This is a genomic window from Pseudomonas sp. FSL W5-0299, from assembly GCF_005930655.1.
In the GTDB taxonomy this organism is placed as follows: domain Bacteria; phylum Pseudomonadota; class Gammaproteobacteria; order Pseudomonadales; family Pseudomonadaceae; genus Aquipseudomonas; species Aquipseudomonas mandelii.
In genome coordinates this window covers 16,382-32,876 of record NZ_RXHX01000004.1, presented here as the reverse complement: position 1 = coordinate 32,876, position 16,495 = coordinate 16,382, and the positions used below count along the sequence as shown (strand labels likewise).

At 61.2% G+C, this 16,495-nt stretch carries 18 protein-coding genes; 6 read left to right on the top strand and 12 right to left on the bottom strand.

What is annotated here, in order from left to right; all coding sequences use genetic code 11:
• Positions 1–168 precede the first annotated feature (168 nt).
• Positions 169–981 carry an alpha/beta fold hydrolase gene (locus FHL16_RS07190; protein WP_077747891.1) on the top strand — a complete coding sequence of 271 codons (813 nt, stop codon included), beginning with the start codon at positions 169–171 and terminating at the stop codon, positions 979–981.
• A gap of 115 nt (positions 982–1,096) precedes the next feature.
• Here FHL16_RS07190 and dsbG read toward each other — a convergent pair whose 3' ends face one another.
• The 4 genes from dsbG to FHL16_RS07170 form a co-directional block, all read right to left on the bottom strand.
• On the bottom strand, positions 1,097–1,867 hold the full coding sequence (dsbG, locus tag FHL16_RS07185; protein WP_077747890.1) for a thiol:disulfide interchange protein DsbG: 771 nt from the start codon (positions 1,865–1,867) through the stop codon (positions 1,097–1,099).
• A complete protein-coding gene (locus FHL16_RS07180) occupies positions 1,843–2,709 on the bottom strand; it encodes a TlpA disulfide reductase family protein (protein ID WP_077747889.1) in 867 nt (288 codons plus the stop codon). Before FHL16_RS07180 ends, dsbG begins: the two co-directional genes overlap by 25 nt.
• Positions 2,709–4,445: a protein-disulfide reductase DsbD gene (dsbD, locus tag FHL16_RS07175; RefSeq protein ID WP_077747888.1), complete on the bottom strand. Its 1,737-nt coding sequence runs from the start codon at positions 4,443–4,445 to the stop codon at positions 2,709–2,711. The genes FHL16_RS07180 and dsbD overlap by 1 nt, the downstream gene beginning before the upstream one ends.
• A gap of 82 nt (positions 4,446–4,527) precedes the next feature.
• Entirely contained in the window at positions 4,528–5,226 is a 699-nt protein-coding gene (locus FHL16_RS07170) for a hypothetical protein (RefSeq protein WP_077747887.1), read from the bottom strand.
• Positions 5,227–5,516: 290 nt separating this feature from the next.
• On the opposite strand from FHL16_RS07170, the gene FHL16_RS07165 reads away from it, so the two are divergent.
• From FHL16_RS07165 to FHL16_RS07145, 5 genes are all read left to right on the top strand, one after another.
• Positions 5,517–6,200 carry a response regulator gene (locus FHL16_RS07165; protein ID WP_010461191.1) on the top strand — a complete coding sequence of 228 codons (684 nt, stop codon included), beginning with the start codon at positions 5,517–5,519 and terminating at the stop codon, positions 6,198–6,200.
• A complete protein-coding gene (locus tag FHL16_RS07160) occupies positions 6,197–7,522 on the top strand; it encodes an ATP-binding protein (RefSeq protein WP_077747886.1) in 1,326 nt (441 codons plus the stop codon). Before FHL16_RS07165 ends, FHL16_RS07160 begins: the two co-directional genes overlap by 4 nt.
• A 219-nt stretch (positions 7,523–7,741) precedes the next feature.
• Positions 7,742–8,227, top strand: coding sequence for a GNAT family N-acetyltransferase (locus FHL16_RS07155; RefSeq protein ID WP_010461187.1), 486 nt, complete (start codon positions 7,742–7,744; stop codon positions 8,225–8,227).
• 77 nt (positions 8,228–8,304) lie between these two features.
• Positions 8,305–9,717: an aspartate aminotransferase family protein gene (locus tag FHL16_RS07150; RefSeq protein WP_010461185.1), complete on the top strand. Its 1,413-nt coding sequence runs from the start codon at positions 8,305–8,307 to the stop codon at positions 9,715–9,717.
• Positions 9,718–9,798: 81 nt separating this feature from the next.
• Positions 9,799–10,026 carry an MbtH family protein gene (locus tag FHL16_RS07145; protein WP_077747885.1) on the top strand — a complete coding sequence of 76 codons (228 nt, stop codon included), beginning with the start codon at positions 9,799–9,801 and terminating at the stop codon, positions 10,024–10,026.
• 187 nt (positions 10,027–10,213) lie between these two features.
• Here FHL16_RS07145 and FHL16_RS07140 read toward each other — a convergent pair whose 3' ends face one another.
• The 8 genes from FHL16_RS07140 to FHL16_RS07105 are packed head-to-tail and all read right to left on the bottom strand — an operon-like array spanning position 10,214 to position 16,450.
• Positions 10,214–11,113, bottom strand: coding sequence for a metal ABC transporter substrate-binding protein (locus tag FHL16_RS07140; RefSeq protein WP_077747884.1), 900 nt, complete (start codon positions 11,111–11,113; stop codon positions 10,214–10,216).
• Entirely contained in the window at positions 11,114–12,013 is a 900-nt protein-coding gene (locus tag FHL16_RS07135; RefSeq protein ID WP_010461179.1) for a metal ABC transporter permease, read from the bottom strand.
• Positions 12,013–12,870 (bottom strand): metal ABC transporter ATP-binding protein, encoded by an 858-nt coding sequence (locus FHL16_RS07130; RefSeq protein WP_077747883.1) that lies wholly within the window; start codon positions 12,868–12,870, stop codon positions 12,013–12,015. Before FHL16_RS07130 ends, FHL16_RS07135 begins: the two co-directional genes overlap by 1 nt.
• A complete protein-coding gene (locus tag FHL16_RS07125) occupies positions 12,867–13,793 on the bottom strand; it encodes a metal ABC transporter substrate-binding protein (protein ID WP_077747882.1) in 927 nt (308 codons plus the stop codon). The genes FHL16_RS07130 and FHL16_RS07125 overlap by 4 nt, the downstream gene beginning before the upstream one ends.
• Positions 13,794–13,828: 35 nt before the next feature.
• Positions 13,829–14,401: a DUF6162 family protein gene (locus tag FHL16_RS07120; RefSeq protein WP_010461172.1), complete on the bottom strand. Its 573-nt coding sequence runs from the start codon at positions 14,399–14,401 to the stop codon at positions 13,829–13,831.
• Positions 14,398–14,721, bottom strand: coding sequence for a hypothetical protein (locus FHL16_RS07115; RefSeq protein WP_010461170.1), 324 nt, complete (start codon positions 14,719–14,721; stop codon positions 14,398–14,400). Before FHL16_RS07115 ends, FHL16_RS07120 begins: the two co-directional genes overlap by 4 nt.
• Positions 14,718–15,260, bottom strand: coding sequence for a hypothetical protein (locus FHL16_RS07110; RefSeq protein ID WP_010461169.1), 543 nt, complete (start codon positions 15,258–15,260; stop codon positions 14,718–14,720). The genes FHL16_RS07115 and FHL16_RS07110 overlap by 4 nt, the downstream gene beginning before the upstream one ends.
• Positions 15,257–16,450, bottom strand: coding sequence for a PepSY-associated TM helix domain-containing protein (locus tag FHL16_RS07105; protein WP_010461167.1), 1,194 nt, complete (start codon positions 16,448–16,450; stop codon positions 15,257–15,259). Before FHL16_RS07105 ends, FHL16_RS07110 begins: the two co-directional genes overlap by 4 nt.
• Between the last annotated feature and the right edge of the window lie 45 nt (positions 16,451–16,495).

The following is a 16,495-nucleotide window of genomic DNA, read 5'->3' as shown; positions in this document are numbered from 1 at the left end:
ATTTGTGTCGTTCGCAATTTTTATGATCGACACCAGACCTGTGGGAGCGAGCCTGCTCGCGAAGGCGTCATCGAAATTTGCGCGAATTTGCGCGTTGACTGCCGCTTCGGACCGGCTCAGGCTGCCTCTGCTTTTTTTGTTGAATTCCCTTCAAAAAGGAGACAGTTAATGCCCTTTGTAACGATTGACGGACAGCCCCTTCACTACATCGATCAAGGCACCGGCCCGGCCGTATTGCTGGCCGGCAGCTACCTGTGGGACCAGGCCATGTGGGCACCGCAGATTGCTGCGTTGTCGCAACACTATCGGGTCATTGCCCTGGACCTGTGGGGCCACGGTGAATCCGGGCCACTTCCCGAAGGCACGAAGTCGCTGGATGACATCGCCCGCCAGGCCTTGGCGCTGCTCGATCATCTGGACGTTGATCGTGTCACGCTGGTCGGTCTGTCGGTCGGTGGCATGTGGGGCGTGCGACTGGCGCTGTCAGCGCCACAGCGGATCAATGGCCTGGTGCTGATGGACACTTACGTCGGCGTCGAGCCGGAACCGACTCGCCAATACTATTTCTCGCTGTTCAAACAGATCGAAGACACCGGCGTGATCGCGCCGCAGTTGCTCGACATCGTGGTGCCGATTTTCTTCCGTCCGGGCATCGATCCACAGTCGGCCCTGTATCAGGATTTTCGCGCGAAACTGGCGGCGTTGCCGTCCGAACGTCTGCGTGAAAGCATTGTGCCGATGGGGCGGATTACGTTTGGGCGGGATGATCTGTTGCCGCGTCTGGGCGAGCTGAACCCTGCCACCACGCTGGTGATGTGTGGCGATCAGGACAAACCGCGGCCGCCGTCGGAAACGAAGGAAATGGCCGGGTTGATTGGCTGCCCGTATGTGCTGGTGCCGGAGGCGGGGCATATCTCCAATCTGGAGAATCCGCCGTTTGTGACGGAGGCGTTGTTGAAGTTTTTAGCCGAGAGAAATTAGTCGATCTTGCTGGCCCCATCGCGAGCAGGCTCGCTCCCACAGGGGAATGCATTCAAATGTGGGAGCGAGCCTGCTCGCGATGGGGCCGGTGTGGTCACCAAGTCTCTACAGCAAACTACTTGGGCCCGAGAATCTTCACCAACTTGTCCGGCGAAGGCGCGCCTTGCTGCTGTTGCAGCTCGCCCTTGTCGTCCATGTAGAAAATCGCCGGGGTGGCCTGCAATTCCAGGTCTTCCATCAACTGCATGTTCGCCGCCAATTTCGCCTGAATCGCCGGCGGCACGTCCTTCAGGGCTTTCAGCGAACTGCCCTTGCCGGATTTTTCGTGATCTTCCAGCGCCTTGCTCGGGTCCTTGGCGGCTAGCAGCGCGGCGGATTTGCCCGGGCTGTCTTCGCGAATGATCCCGACCATGATGTGCCGCAGCTGCACTTTGCCGGCATTGACCCACGGCCGAGCCTGTTCCCAGAACATGTTGCAGTAGGGGCAGTTCGGGTCGCTGAACAAGTACACGATGCGTGGCGCATCTTTTTTGCCGTCGGCGATCCAGTTGCTGGCTTCCATCTTGGCCCAGACTTCCTTGGACATCGGCGCGTAGACCAGTTTCTGCAACGGTGCACTGCTCAGGTCGTTGCCCTCGGCGTCGTACAGATTGCCCAGCAGTACATGCTTGCCGTCCGGGGTCAGGTACAGCGCGATACCGCGGTTCTGGTACTGGGCGGCGTAACCGCGCAGCCCATCGGGTGCGTCGAACTGACCGACGATTTTCGCGCCCTTGGCTTCGATCTTCTTGATCGCTTCAGGCAATTCTTCGGCGGCCTGCACCGACGGCAGGTGCAGCAGCGCTGCGCCCAGAGTCAGCGTCAGCAGGTGGCGGAGGCGGGGCATGGCAGTTTCCTTGAAGAGGTGGCCGGTACGGCAGGAGAAGGGGTGTCGAAGTTTTCCAGGGCGCGGGCCAGGCTGGCATCCGAGAGTTCACCCAAATGGCTGCCCAGCAATCGACCGTCGGGGCTATAGAACAGCGTAGTCGGCAATGCCATGGAACCCACGGCCTGACCCAGTCGACCGCTGCCGTCGAACAGCACGTTGGTCAGGCTCAGGCCTTGGGTTTCGAGGAAGGTGCTGACGCTTTGCATGCTTTCGGCCTGATTGACGAACAGGAAGGTCAGGTCCGGGCGCTGTTGCTGGGCGTTTTCCAGCACCGGCATTTCCCGGCGGCACGGCGGGCACCAGGTGGCCCAGAGATTGATGACCAGCGGTCCACCCTTGTAGTCCGCCAGTTGCACGGTTTCGCCGGCGGCGTTGCGCAGGGCGATTTCCGGCAGGCGCGTGCCTTGTTCGTAAATACTCAGAGAGAAAGTCGCCAGCAGCCAGAATGCCAACCCGCTGGCCACGCCAAACCCCAGCGGGCGGCGCAGACCCGGCCGGCGCCAACCGCGATACAGCGCGGTGAGCAGCAGCACAATCACTCCGGGCCAGGCGAGGAAACCGCCATCGCGCAGGTCGATGATCTGCCACGGATCGTTGCGATAGTGGGCCCAGTAGGCGCCGACGAACCCGACCCGCGCCGCCAGCATGCCCAGCAAAAAAAGGCTGAACAGCGCCGACTCGGGGTTCTCTCCACCGCGCTTGGCCACCCGCCAGCCGACAAACGTCGCCAGCGCCAGGGCACTGATCAGCAGCAGATGGTTAAGCGCGATGGCAAAAGTGCCGAGGGTAAAGGTCAGCATTAACGGGCGTCTCGGGTGGTGGTCCAGCGTTGCAGGAAAGTGTCGGCATCGACCTCGCCGGTGATGCGCTGACTGCGGCGCTCCTGGCCGTCTGCGCCGATCCACAGAAAACTCGGTGGCCCCGGCACTTTATAACGGCCGAGCAGTTCGCGGCTGTCGGCATTGTCGGCGGTGACGTCCAGCCGTAGCAAGCGCACATCGCTCAGCGCTGCCATTACATGGGCTTTGCCGAAGACCTGTTTTTCCATGACTTTGCACGACACACACCAGTCGGCGTAGTAGTCCAGCAGCACCCATTGGCCCTGGGCCTGGGCGGCGTCCAGTTCCTGTTGCAGCGCTTGCGGATTGTTGATCGTGGTGAAGGCCTCATGGCCGGTCGGGCGAGCGGCATTGCCGGAAGAGGCGGAAGCGCTGTAGACCTGCAACGGTTTGAGCAAGTCATCACTGCCCCCGGCGGCCCCGATCATCAGCAGACCGCCCCACATCCCGAGCAACAGCGCACTGGCGCCGAACAGATGGGCGACGCGGCCAAAACCTTCCGACTGTTTCCAGGCGCTATAGGCGGCAATCAGCAGCAAGGCGCCACACAAACCGATCCACAGCGATTGATCCAGCACCGGGCGCAGCATCAGCAGGGCGGTGGCGAGGAACAGGAAACCGAACACGCCTTTGAGCAGGTTCATCCAGGCGCCGGGTTTGGGCAGGAAGCGATTGCCCACGGTCACCAGCAACAACAGCGGCACACCGATGCCGATGCCCATTGCGAACAGAATCAGCCCGCCATGCAGCGCATTACCGCTTTGTGCGATGTAGAGCAGGGCGCCGGCCAACGGCGCGGTCATGCACGGGCCGACCAGCAGCCCCGACAAGGCCCCGAGCACACCGGCACCGATCAGACTGCCGCCACGCTGATTGCGCGACACATTTTCCAGCCGATCACGCACCGCCACCGGCAGTTGCAGCTCGAAGAAACCGAACATCGGCAACGCCAGCAGGACAAATATCGCCGCGAAGCTGCCCAGCAGCCAGGGGTTCTGCAACAGCGCCTGAAGGTTCGCACCAAGCAGCGCGGCCAGCACACCCATCGCCGCATACACCAGCGCCATGCTCACCACGTAGCTGGTCGCCAGGGCGAAACCGCGTTTGGGCGTGGCGCCGCTGCCGACGATCAAGCCGGCCAGTATCGGCAGCATCGGCAACGAGCAAGGAGTGAAGGCCAGCAGCAGGCCCAGACCGAAGAACACCAGCAAGCTCCAGCCCAGCGCCCGTTGTTGCAGGCCGCTGGCCAGGGCCTGATCCGGTGCTTCGTTGGTTGCGCCCGCAACGTTGCCACCCAGGTCCACGACCTGGGTTTGCGGCGGATAGCACAATCCGGCATCGGCACACCCCTGGAAGCCCACCTTGATCTGACCGGTGGCGCCCGCCGGAATCTTCAGCTCCAGGCCTTGGCGATACACCGGTTGTTCGCCGAAGAATTCATCATTGTGCGCTTCGCCTTCGGGTAACGGCGGCTGTTGCTCCGAGGGCAGCCCCTCGAATTTCAGGCGTTTCTGGTAAAGGTAATAGCCGTCGGTAATTTGCCAAAAGAGCTGTGTTTCACCCGATTCAAGGCGCTCGGAAGTAAAGACAAAGGCCTTTTCCACCGGTAAAAATTCAGGTTTGGTATCGAACGGATTGGTCCCTGCCTGGGCCACACCCGAGATCAAGAGAACAAAAAGAAGAAACAGTCGACGCATGGGTAAGCCTTATCCCTGTGCAAGTGAGGTGCACAATGGGAGGCGGCGATTAACCGATGATTAACCGCGAGTCGACAGATTTTCAGTCTCGTAGCAATCCGGGCCAATTCACCTCATTCACCGGGTGCGGGCCAGAATGCATACGATTCATTTGCAGGTTGTAGATGATGTATTCGTTGCCAGTCAGGAAGATGTAGAAATAATTGTCGTCACTATTACTGTCTTTTTGCACGCCGATAATAATTCGGTCGAGGTAGGGGGACAGTCCGCTCCAGACGGTCGGGGAGATGGAGGGTTGATTGTAATAGTTGCTTTTGTAGTTGAATTGGAAGTGCTTTCCGTCGCTCATGATGAACTTAAATATGTGGCCCGTTTCGTTTAGAGTCCACCACGTCACTGCGATGATACGATCGAAATAAGGAAGAATGGGAGCCCATCCAGTATTTTCCACAGGCTTTATATAACTGACTCTATCGGTGTCTTGATTATACTTGCAGACGGTCGGTGTAGTGCCTTCGTAAAAAAACAACCATGTTGCGTCAGAATCATAACCTTCAGATTCATTGATCAGATCAGTGGTGGTTAAGCCAAAGCGTAGGTTTTTGGCATGGGAGTGGAAGTCATTCCAGTTGCCGTATGAAATATCGCTCGGGTATCCCTTTGGAACTTGCCTGTCGCCAAGGCTGTAACGAGAGTATTTATTTATGTCTTTGAAGAAGAAATGAATTCCATCTTTGCCAGAGCGCCAGTCGACGGTGACAAAGTTTTTCAAGATTGGCATGTTGTTGTTCCTTTCAATAGTTAAACGTTTGTTGGTTGTTCAAGAGCAGGTTTGTGGTCAGGTTGTCATGTTTTGGTGTTGTGAGTTAGTTGCGGGCTGAGCTTATCGCTTTACGAAAATCAATAAGAGTTTTTTTTGAGGTTGTTTGTGTCGCTTTGCAACTAAGGTGAATGAATAAGTTTGATTTGGTTGGGTGACAGAAAGCCGGGCTATTCGTCATCCCTCGCAATTGACATAATTGCGCCTTAATCCACATCTGCTTGACTCGCGTTTTTACTCATGGAGCGCCCATGCACGTACTGGTTTGTGAAGATGATGAGCTGATCGCCAGCGGCATTGTCGCCGGCCTCACCGCACAGGGCCTGACGGTGGAGCACGTCGCCACGGCATCGGCTGCCCGGGCGATGCTCAAAGTGGCTGAGTTCGACGTCATGGTGCTCGACCTTGGTCTTCCCGATGAGGACGGCCTGAAGTTGTTGCAGCAGTTGCGCCACAGTGGCCTGGAGATTCCGGTGCTGATTCTCACGGCGCGGGATTCGGTCACCGACCGCGTCGACGGTTTGCAGGCCGGCGCCGACGATTACCTGCTCAAACCGTTCGACCTGCGTGAACTCGCCGCCCGTCTGCACACCTTGTTGCGACGCGTGGCGGGGCGCAGCGTCAACCTGATCGAACACGGCCGTCTGACCTACGACCCGAGCAGCCGGGAAACCATGCTCGGCGGCCAGTCCGTCGACCTTTCGCGGCGTGAACAGTCGCTGTTGCAAGCCTTGCTGCATAACCGTGGCCGAGTGCTGTCCACCGAACAATTGAAGGACAGCGTCTACGGTTTCAATGACGAACTGGAAAGCAACGCCCTCAACGTGCATATCCATCACCTGCGGCGCAAACTCGGCAATGGCATTGTCGAGACGGTGCGCGGCCTGGGTTATCGCCTGGGGCCCGCCGATGGTGGAGAGGAAATGAAAAAGTGATGAGCCTGCGTTTGCGCCTGAGCCTGACACTCGGCGCCGCTTTTGCGCTGATCTGGGCCCTGGCGGCGGCCTGGATGCTCAGCGACCTGCGCAACCAAATGATGTTTTCCCTCGACCAGCGGCTGGTGGCATCGGCGCGCATGGTCGCCGGCCTGATGGAACAATTGCCCGCGTTGCCGAGCAAGGGCGAGGGCACCCATTTCAGCGCGGAACAACTGAATATTCCGGGTGGCATGGCCTGCCAGGTCAGCTCGTTGCGCGGCGAAATCCTCGCCCGCAGTCACACCGATCCGCAACAAACCCTGGAAGCCGAGAAAATGGGCTTCCACGATCAGATGATCGACGGCGCGCCGTGGCGCAGCTTCACCCTGGCTCGCGGTGATCTGCGCATTACCACGGCGGATCGGCAGATCGAGCGTGAGGCACTGAACATGTCGATCCTGCTGGCCGCTTCGGTGCCGGTGGGCGTGGCGTTGCTCGGCTGCCTGTGCCTGTTGTGGCTGGGGATTGGCCAAGGGCTGGCGCCGCTCAACCGGATGCGCGATGCCTTGATGCGCCGCAGCGCCGATTCGCTCGAACCTTTGCAGATCCAGCCGCTGCCCAGCGAGCTTCAACCGTTGCTGGACACCCAGAATCAGCTGTTCCAGCGCATCGGCAAGACCATCGAGCGCGAACGCCGCCTGACCGGCGACGCGGCCCACGAATTACGCAGCCCCCTGACCGCAATCAAAACCCATCTGCAAGTGGCGCGCATGACTGATGGCGCGGCCCGGGATCAGTCCCTGGCACGGGCAGAAGAGGGCGCCGACCGCATGCACCGCACGCTGGAGCAATTGCTGCTGCTGGCGCGGGTCGAGGGCAGTCTGTCGTTCGACGACGGGGTGCAATGCAGCGCCGAACAGGTGGCGAAACTGGCGATTCAGGATGCGGCCAGCGGTGATCGTCGGCGGATCAAGCTGCACATGCCAGCGAAGTTCTCCGATGCCCCGGTGCAGATGCCCGCGGTGCTGTCGATCGCCGCATTGCGCAATTTGCTGGACAACGCCCTGCGCCATACCCCGGGCGACGGATCGGTGGAACTGAGCCTGGAAACCACTGGCAGTCGCGCACGCTTTCTGGTCCGCGACCACGGCCCGGGCATTGCCGATGATGACCTGCAACACCTGACCCAACGTTTCTGGCGCAACGGCCAGAGCACCGGCTGCGGATTGGGCCTGGCGATTGTCCAGGCGATTGTTCAGCGGTGCGGTTGCACCCTGCATTTCGACAGCCGGCCGGATGGGTTGCGGGTTGAATTGACCATGCCATTGCAACCCCTCTAACCAACACCGCAACCTTTCCCTGTGGGCGTGAGCCTGCTCGCGATGAGGCCATAACATCCAACATCCATGTTGACTGTTACACCGCCATCGCGATCAGGCTCACTCCCACAAGGGAGGCTGTGTTGCACATCAAATGTAACTTCTCTCCATTAGTCAGCGACTCGCCACAGCGCTATCGTCCCCGGCAGCTTTTTCTCAATGGATTGAGGTAACAGCGCCATGGATGCATCGATTCACATCTGCAAGGCAACCCCCGCCGACGCCGGCATCATCAGTCGGATCGTCGAGCGCTCCATTCGTGTCGGCTGCGCGCTCGACCATCGCAACGACCCGAGAACCGTCGCCACCTGGACCCACAACAAAACCATCGAGCACGTGCAACCGTGGCTGACCGACCAACGGTTGTACCTGAACATCGCCCTGTTGCAGGACAAACCGGTCGGTGTCGCCATGGCGGCGATCAGTGGCAAGGTCGCGTTCTGCTATGTGCAGCCGGAATGGTTTCGTCGCGGTGCCGGAGAGGCGCTGGTTCACGACCTCGAAGGCTGGTTGATCAATCAGGGACTGGGCCAGGCTCGCCTCAACAGCACCCGCACCAGCGAGGCTTTTTATCGCCATTTGGGGTACCGGCCCTGCGCTGAAATCTTCATCGTGGCCGGGCTCCATGCCATTCCAATGCATAAGGCACTGACACCGCCTTCATAGAAAGCTGATCGAGGGTCTAAATCCTCGGCGCCCTGATGCGTTTCCAGAACAGGAAAACCTTATTGAGGGGTCGAGAGATGTCAGTCGCTACCAGCCTTATGGAAGATCAGTCGGCCCGGATCGCTCCGGCGCCGGTCGAGACGCTGTATCAGTTCAATGAATCGCCGTTGCTGGCCCGTCAAAACCAGCAGGAATCGAATGCCCGCAGTTACCCGCGACGCATTCCCCTGGCGCTCAAGCGCGCCAAGGGCATTTATGTCGAAGACGTCGAAGGCCGCCGTTTCATCGACTGCCTGGCGGGTGCCGGGACATTGGCCCTGGGGCATAACCATGCGGTGGTGATCGAAGCGATCCAGCAAGTGCTGAGCGATGAGTTGCCGCTGCACACCCTCGACCTGACCACGCCGGTCAAGGATCAATTCGTCCAGGACCTGTTCGGTTTGCTGCCGGCGGCGTTGGCTGCTGAAGCCAAGATCCAGTTCTGCGGCCCCACCGGCACCGACGCGGTGGAAGCCGCGCTGAAACTGGTGCGCACCGCCACCGGACGCAGCACCGTGTTGTCATTCCAGGGCGGTTATCACGGCATGAGCCAGGGCGCGCTGAGCCTGATGGGCAGCCTGGGGCCGAAAAAGCCGCTGGGCGCCTTGCTCAGCAACGGCGTGCAGTTCATGCCGTATCCCTACGACTACCGCTGCCCGTTCGGCCTCGGCGGTGCGCAAGGGGTGAAGGTCAACCTGAGCTACCTGGAAAACCTGCTCAATGATCCAGAGGCCGGCGTGCAATTGCCGGCGGCGGTGATCGTCGAAGCGGTGCAGGGCGAGGGCGGGGTGATCCCGGCCGATCTCGATTGGCTGCGCGGCCTGCGGCGCATCACCGAACAGGCCGGCGTGGCGCTGATCGTCGATGAAATCCAGAGCGGTTTCGCTCGCACCGGCAAGATGTTCGCCTTCGAGCACGCGGGGATCATTCCGGACGTGGTGGTCATGTCCAAAGCCATCGGCGGCAGTCTGCCACTCGCCGTCGTGGTTTACCGCGACTGGCTCGACACCTGGCTGCCGGGCGCTCATGCCGGGACTTTCCGCGGTAATCAGATGGCCATGGCGGCGGGTTCTGCGGTGATGCGTTACCTGACCGAACACAAGGTCTGCGAGCACGCTGCCGCCATGGGCGAGCGCCTGAGCGAGCACCTGCGCATTCTGCAGCGGGACTTCCCGCAATTGGGCGACATTCGCGGGCGCGGCTTGATGCTCGGCGTTGAGCTGGTCGATCCGACGGGTGCGCCCGATGCATTGGGGCATCCGCCGATCTTCGGTCGCCTGGCGCCGCTGGTGCAGCGTGAATGCCTCAAGCGCGGGCTGATTCTTGAGCTGGGTGGGCGTCACGGCGGCGTGGTGCGTTTCCTGCCGCCGCTGGTGATTACCTCCGCGGAAATCGATCGGGTGGCCGAGATTTTCGGCCGGGCCATGGCCGCAGCCACCGCCAGCCTCTAAATTTTTCGCGCCGCGCAACGTTCCTTCTACATACCGGCTGCGCACGCCGCGCAGCCCACCCTACAGCGATGGAGACACAGCATGACGTCAGTATTCGACCGCGAGGACATCCTCTTTCAGGTCGTGGTCAACCACGAAGAGCAATACTCGATCTGGCCCGACTACAAAGCGGTGCCTGCCGGCTGGCGCACCGTGGGCAAGAGCTGCCTGAAAAAGGAATGCCTGGCCTACATCGAAGAAACCTGGACCGACATGCGCCCGTTGAGCTTGCGTCAGAAGATGGACGAGCAGGCGGCAGTGGCTAACTAAGGCACGACGCAAAAGGAAGCCCGCTGGACTGGTGACAGTCAGCGGGCTTTTTCATGTCTGGAATGTGTCTCGCCTGTCAGGCCGCCTTCGCGAGCAGGCTCGCTCCTACATTGGATCTATGGCGTGACACAAATCCCCTGTGGGCGCGAGCCTGCTCGCGATGAACGATAACGTGGACTCACTGACGTTAAACCCCGCTCAACCCCTTGATCACCCGATCCACATTCCCTTCCAGCTCAGCCACCGGTTCCGCCGCGTCGACACTCAACACCACCAGCCGACTGCCTGCCTCTGCGATCACCGCTTTCACCGCCTCAGACGGCTGGCGATGATGCAACACCACCGCCACATCATTGTCCTTCAGCGTCGCGCCCAATTGCTTGAGTGCTTCAGGTGTCCACTCGGCGTCCGGCCGTGCATCGAGGCCGATCAGCTCCAGGTTCAACCCGCCGATCAAGTAGCCGAAGTGATCGCTCAGGCTCATTACAGTGAGGTTATCGGCACTGGCCAATTGCGCTTCGCTGTCCGCGCTGAGCTTGAGCAAGCGCTGTTTCAGTGCCGCCAGGTTAGCCTCGATCGCAGGCTTGGCCTCGGGCGCCAGGCGCACCAGGTCCGCCGCCATCACATCCGCCATCCGCCCCATGTTGTTGCTGGAAAGCCACGGCTGGCTGTTCAAGCCGTCGACCTTATTGCCCGGCTGCACGGCGATGCCGGGCAGGGCGCCGTCCACCGGGCGGGCGGCGTCGACTTCAACGATACGAATGTTGCTGCGCCGGGCAATCGGGTACAGCGGATCGTCTGCCCACAGTGAGCGCAGACCGATCACCGCATCGGCGTCGGTCGCCAGTCTGGCCAGCGCCGGAGCGCCACGACCGGTGAAGTACGCGGTCTGACGGCTGCCCGGCAGGTTCGCCGGCGCAGCACGTTCAAGGGTGACGTCGGTGCCCTTGAGCAAGACTTCACCCAGCCCGTAAGTGATCGGCAAGGAGGCCAGCACGCGCAGGGGTTTTGTGTCCGCTGCAAAGGGGGTAGTGACCAGCCCGCACAGAGCGACGGCCAGGGTCAGTTGACGCAGAGAAAAAGACATTTATCCGATATTCCCTTTCAGGCTTGGGACAACACCACGGGCGATGGCGGCGAGGGCGAAGGCGATACCGGCGACCAGAATGATCGCGGCACCGGACGGAATGGGCAGGTCGAAGACGATCGGCGCGAGGATCCCGCACAGCGTGCTGACCGTGGCGATCAGCACCGAGCACCAGAAGAAACCCTTCAGCGACTGGCTGAGCAAGCGGGCCGCTGCGGCGGGAATCACCAGCAGCGCACCGACCAGAATCGCGCCGATGACTTTCACTGCGGCCACGGTGATCAGGGTCACCAGAATCACAAACAGATAATCCAGGGTCTTCACCGCCACACCACGAACCGCCGCCAGCTGCGGGTTGAAACTGGCCAGCATGATGCGGTTGTACAGCGGCAAGGCCAGCGCCATGACCAGAGAACCGACGATGGCCAGCACCAGCAGATCGTTACCGTTGACCGTCAGCACCGAACCGAACAGCACGTTTTCGAGGATGTGCACGTTGATCTTGCCCGCCAGAATCAGCAGCAGGCTCGCGCCCAGGGCCAACGACACCGAGAGGAACACACCGATCAACGTATCCGGCGCCAGCCCGGTGCGGTTGCGCAGGTAGTTGAGCAGGATGCCGAACAGCAGGCAGTAACCGAACAGGCTGCCGTAAGGCCCGGTGTAAGGTTCGCCGAGCAGGATGCCGACGGCCACGCCGGTCAATGCCGCGTGACCCACCGCTTCGGAGAAAAACGCGAAGCGCTTGACCACCACCAGCGTGCCCAGACCGCCCAGCACCGGGCCGATCAGTAAACCGGCGAGCAGGGCGTTGACCACAAAACCATAGGCCAGCGCTTCAGGCAGATAACCCGAAGACGCCCAACCCTGAACCATCAAGCGAAAGGCTTCATAACTCATCAGGCAGCGCTCCGTGGATGGGTCGAGAACAGGGTCAGCAGGCGTTCCGGGGTCAGCGCCTGTTTCGGCGAGGCATCGAACAGCACCCGGCGATTGAGTCCGGTCACCCGGTCGGCCAGACGCCCGACGGCTTCCAGATCATGCTCGATCCATAACACGGTGATGCCGCTCTGGCGCCAGTCGCCGAGCAATCGCTCGAACACCTGGATACCGGCCTCATCGAGGGCCGACATCGGCTCGTCGAGCACCAGCAACTGCGGCGCCGGGATCAAGCCTTGAGCGAGCAACACGCGTTGACGCTCCCCACCGGACAACGCGCCCATGCGCCGCTTGCGCTTGTCCTGCAGGCCGACCCGTTCCAGCGCTTCACCAATCGCGGCTGCGTAATGCTTGCTCAAACCGAGGAACGCCGGACGACGCTGACACATCGCGGCCATGAAATCGTCGACGGTCATGGGCAGGCCGCGGTCGAATTCCAGCGCCTGAGGCACATAACCGATGGTCCCCGGTGTGCCCGGCCATTGCAGGCTCAAGCGACCTTGATGTGGCATCTGTCCGAGCAGAGTCTTGATCAGCGAGCTCTTGCCGCCACCGTTCGGGCCGACCAGCGCATGCACGCTGCCGGGCTGGACCTGGAAGGTCACGTTGTCGAGGATCGTCGTGCGCCCCAGCGTCAAACTGACCTGCGCAAAATCCAGCGTCGGCCCCGAAACCTGTGGGAGTGACGGCGCGACGATTCGACCTGCTCGCGATTGCGGTGGGTCATTTAGCGATGATGTCGAATGACTGGACACCTTCGCGGGCGTGGTCGCTCCCACAGCCACAGGCGACTCGCTGATGGTTTCTTTCGCCGTCATTTCCCCGACTCCTGAATCGCCCGAACCACGGTGTCGAGGTTGCCGGTCATTTCCTTTTCGTACTTGTCGGCGGTGTATTCGCCATAGGAAATGTGCGACAGCGGGTACAGCTTCACCCCGGACTCACGCTGGATGGTGTCGACGTAGCTGGACGGGAAATCCATCTCGGAGAAGATCACCTTCACGTCCAGTTCCCGCAGTTGATCGATGGTCTTTTTCAGCTGGCTTGGGCTCGGCTCGATGCCGTGGGCCGGCTCGACCACGGCGGTCACTTCGAGGCCGAATTCGCGCAGCAGGTAGTCATAAGCCGCGTGCACCGTGGCCACTCGCAGTTCGGCGTTCGGTGCCTGGGTCAGTTTCGCCAGGGCGTCGGCGCGCATTTGCCGCAGGCGCTTGCCGTAGGCGCGGGCGTTCTGGGTGTAGGTCTTGGCATTAGCCGGGTCGAGCTTGCCCAGTTCCCGGGCAATGTTGTTGACCTGGGCAATGGAGGCGCTGATCGACAGGAAGGTGTGCGGGTTCACCACCTTGCCGGCCCCGCGTGCGGCGGTGCCGGTGGCCGCCAGCAGCGGCACGTTTTCGTTGGCTTCGATCACCGGGACGTTCGGCGTTTCGCTGGCGGCGATCATGCGGTCGGCGAAGTCGTCATGACCGACGCCATTGAGTACGACCACATCGAGTCCGCTGATGCGCTTGATGTCTTCGGCGCGGGGTTCATAGGCGTGCGGGTTGAAACCGGCCGGAATCAGCGGCACCACTTCGGCCTTGTCACCGACAATGTTGGCCACGTAGCTGTAATAAGGGTGCAGGGTAATGCCGATGCGCAGGCGCTTGGCATCCTCGGCGCTGGCCAGTGGCGTCAGCAATAAGGCAAGCAGGCCGACCAGCAGCGGGCGCAGGAATGAGCGTTGAGATGAAATAGGCATGGGAAAGCGGTCTTCTCTCGGGTGAAGGCGAGGGTTCAGTGCCGGTGCTGGCGGGTCACGCCGGCATCGAATTGCGCGACGATCTGCTGCCAGCCGGCGCTTTCGAGCGCGGTGTCAGTGAGATCGGTCGGGGCCGCGAGGGCTTTGTCGCGATTGAGCCAGACGTCAGGGGCATCGTCGCCAGCAGTCAGGCGCATCAGAAACGAACCGGCCACGGCGGGCGTCTGGCTTTGACCGAAATAGGCCTTGGCGTCGAGCAGCTGCCAGGCATGGCCGCCACGGCTGACGGAACTGGCGTCCTGGGCAAATGGTGCAAAGCCTTCATCGGCAAGCGTTGCGGGCGTCGGCAGCGCTTGCTGTTCCTGACGCAGCAGATGAATCTCGTCCAGCGTCACCCGCAGGTCGGCATAGATGCCTTGCTCGGATGCGCTCAGATCGCGACGGGCATCCAGCTGATGGCTGCCTACGCTGCTGACTTCCTGAGGCTCATGGCGCCAGGCGACGACCGAACCGGCTACCGCCAGGATCATCAGGCACAACAGCAACACATACAGGGTTTCATGGCCGGCACCGGCCGGGCGGACGACGTGCGTGGTAGGCGTACTCATGGGGCTTCGATGTCCGCTTGGTCGATCTCGACGACGTGGCCGGGGCCTGCGTCGAACAGCACGTAGAATTCGGCACCGGGCTTCTTGAAAGTCAGGGTCGAATCGGCGCCGAGCTTGCCCGGTACCAGGATGGTTTCGTCGTAGCCGATCACATCTAGCGTCACCCCCGGTGCGCCGCTGCCGTCGGAGAAACCGCCCGTGCATTTGATTTGTTCGGCGTCGATGGCTTTGCATTCGCACATCGGGTTGTGGGCCAGGGCGCTGGCGCTGAACCCGGCGCAGAGCACCAGTAAAACCGCGTTTAGAGAACGTAGCATCATGGTTTGCCTCCTTGTTTGTTCAGCCACGCGAGGGTGGCGGGGGATGCCTGGCTCAGGGGGATCGACGCTTGATGCATCGCGCCGTCCCAGCCTTCCATGGTGATCCACAGTTCGGCGTCGGCTTTGGTCTTTTCGGGGATCGGCAGCATCGCGCCCATGCGGTACGGCGTGCCGAAGAAAATCACCCCGGCGGCGCGCAGGCTGCGGGGTTTGCCGATGCGCAGATACGTCGCCTTGACCTGGTCGCGGCAGCTGTCGCACAGCGCCGCGTTGAAGCTCTTCATGTGGCCGGCCGGGCCATCGAGGGTCGGGGCTTCGTTGCGCAACTCGGCGAGGCGCAGGCTCCAGGGCCCGACCTGTACTTCACCGATTTCCCGCTCACCCAGGCCGGTGTCGCCGCGAAACAGCGCCGCGTCGGCAAAGTATTTGGGCATGAACCCCAGCGGCACCAGCAGCAGCAGAACGTTGATGTGGAAGCGCCATTTGTGCCAGAAGCGGCTCAGTTTCGAGGCTGGTTTTTCAGCGGTGAACAGGCTCATTGGCTGACCTCCGTGGTTTCGCGGCGATCGACAGCGGCGGTGCGAGGACGTTTGTCTTTGCGCTTGAGGGCATTGGCCGTGGCCAGGGCGGTGCGCTTGGTCCAGATCAGCAGGCCGCTAAGGACCATCATGCTCAGGATCAAACCGAAGAAGAACCAGATCAGCTTGATCCAGAGGCCGCCGAAATCACCGGTGTGCAGCGGCCGCATGGATTCGGTCACCAACTCCAGGCCGGAACGGTCAGACAGCAGGCGGGTGGCGGCGATATCGCCGGTGTACGGGTTGATCTCGGCAGTCTGGAACATCAACGGATACCAACTGCGACCGCCCACCGTGAGGTAGCTATAGGCGTTGGCGGGCAGGCTGACGAAGCTGTCTTCCAGACCCGGGATGCGTTCCTTGGCCTGGGCAATCGCGGCTTCCAGGCTGATCATCGGCGCTGGCGAGCCATCGGTGCTCACCGGCACGCTCTCACGCGGAACCACCAAGGCCACCGGCGCGGTGGAGATCGACACCTGGTTATCGAACATGAACGCCTGGATGAGGAACCAGGTGCTGGTGATGGAAATCACCGCGATGAACCAGATCGACCAGATGCCGCTCAGGCGGTGAAAGTCGCCCCAGAAAATCCGCGCGCCATGACGGATGCGTAACGTCGGTCTAAAGAAACCTTTCCAGAAGCGCTTGTAGACCACCAGCCCGGTCACCAAAGACGCCAGCAAAGGCAGGCTCAGGAACGACACCAGGTACCAGCCCCAGCTGTAACCGTTGGTGAACGGCACCAGCCACCAGCCATGCAATGCACGGGTGAAGGCCTGGAAATTGAATGGCGGGGCGGCGCCCTGAATCACGCCGCTGTACGGGTTGACGTAAACCTTCACCGAGCGCCCGTCGGGGTAGCTGACATCGACATCGAGCGCGAAGTGCGACTCGTCGGGCCGGCTGATGGCCTCGACCAGGGTGTTCGGTTCTGCCTTCTTGATGGCGGCGACGATCTGGTCATAACTGAGCAGCGGTGCGTCGTCGGTGGGTTGGCTGGCGCGCATCTGCGGGTTGGCCAGCCAGACAATTTCCTGACTGACCACCGCCAGTGTGCCGGTGACACAGACGATCAGTACGAAAAACCAGATCGGCAAGGCCAGCCAGCTATGGACCAGAAACCAGAGTTTGGAGCGGGATTTCTTCGACATGATTAAAGGTCTTGTATCGATGGGAAGGCCTCTGCTGCGGGCTTC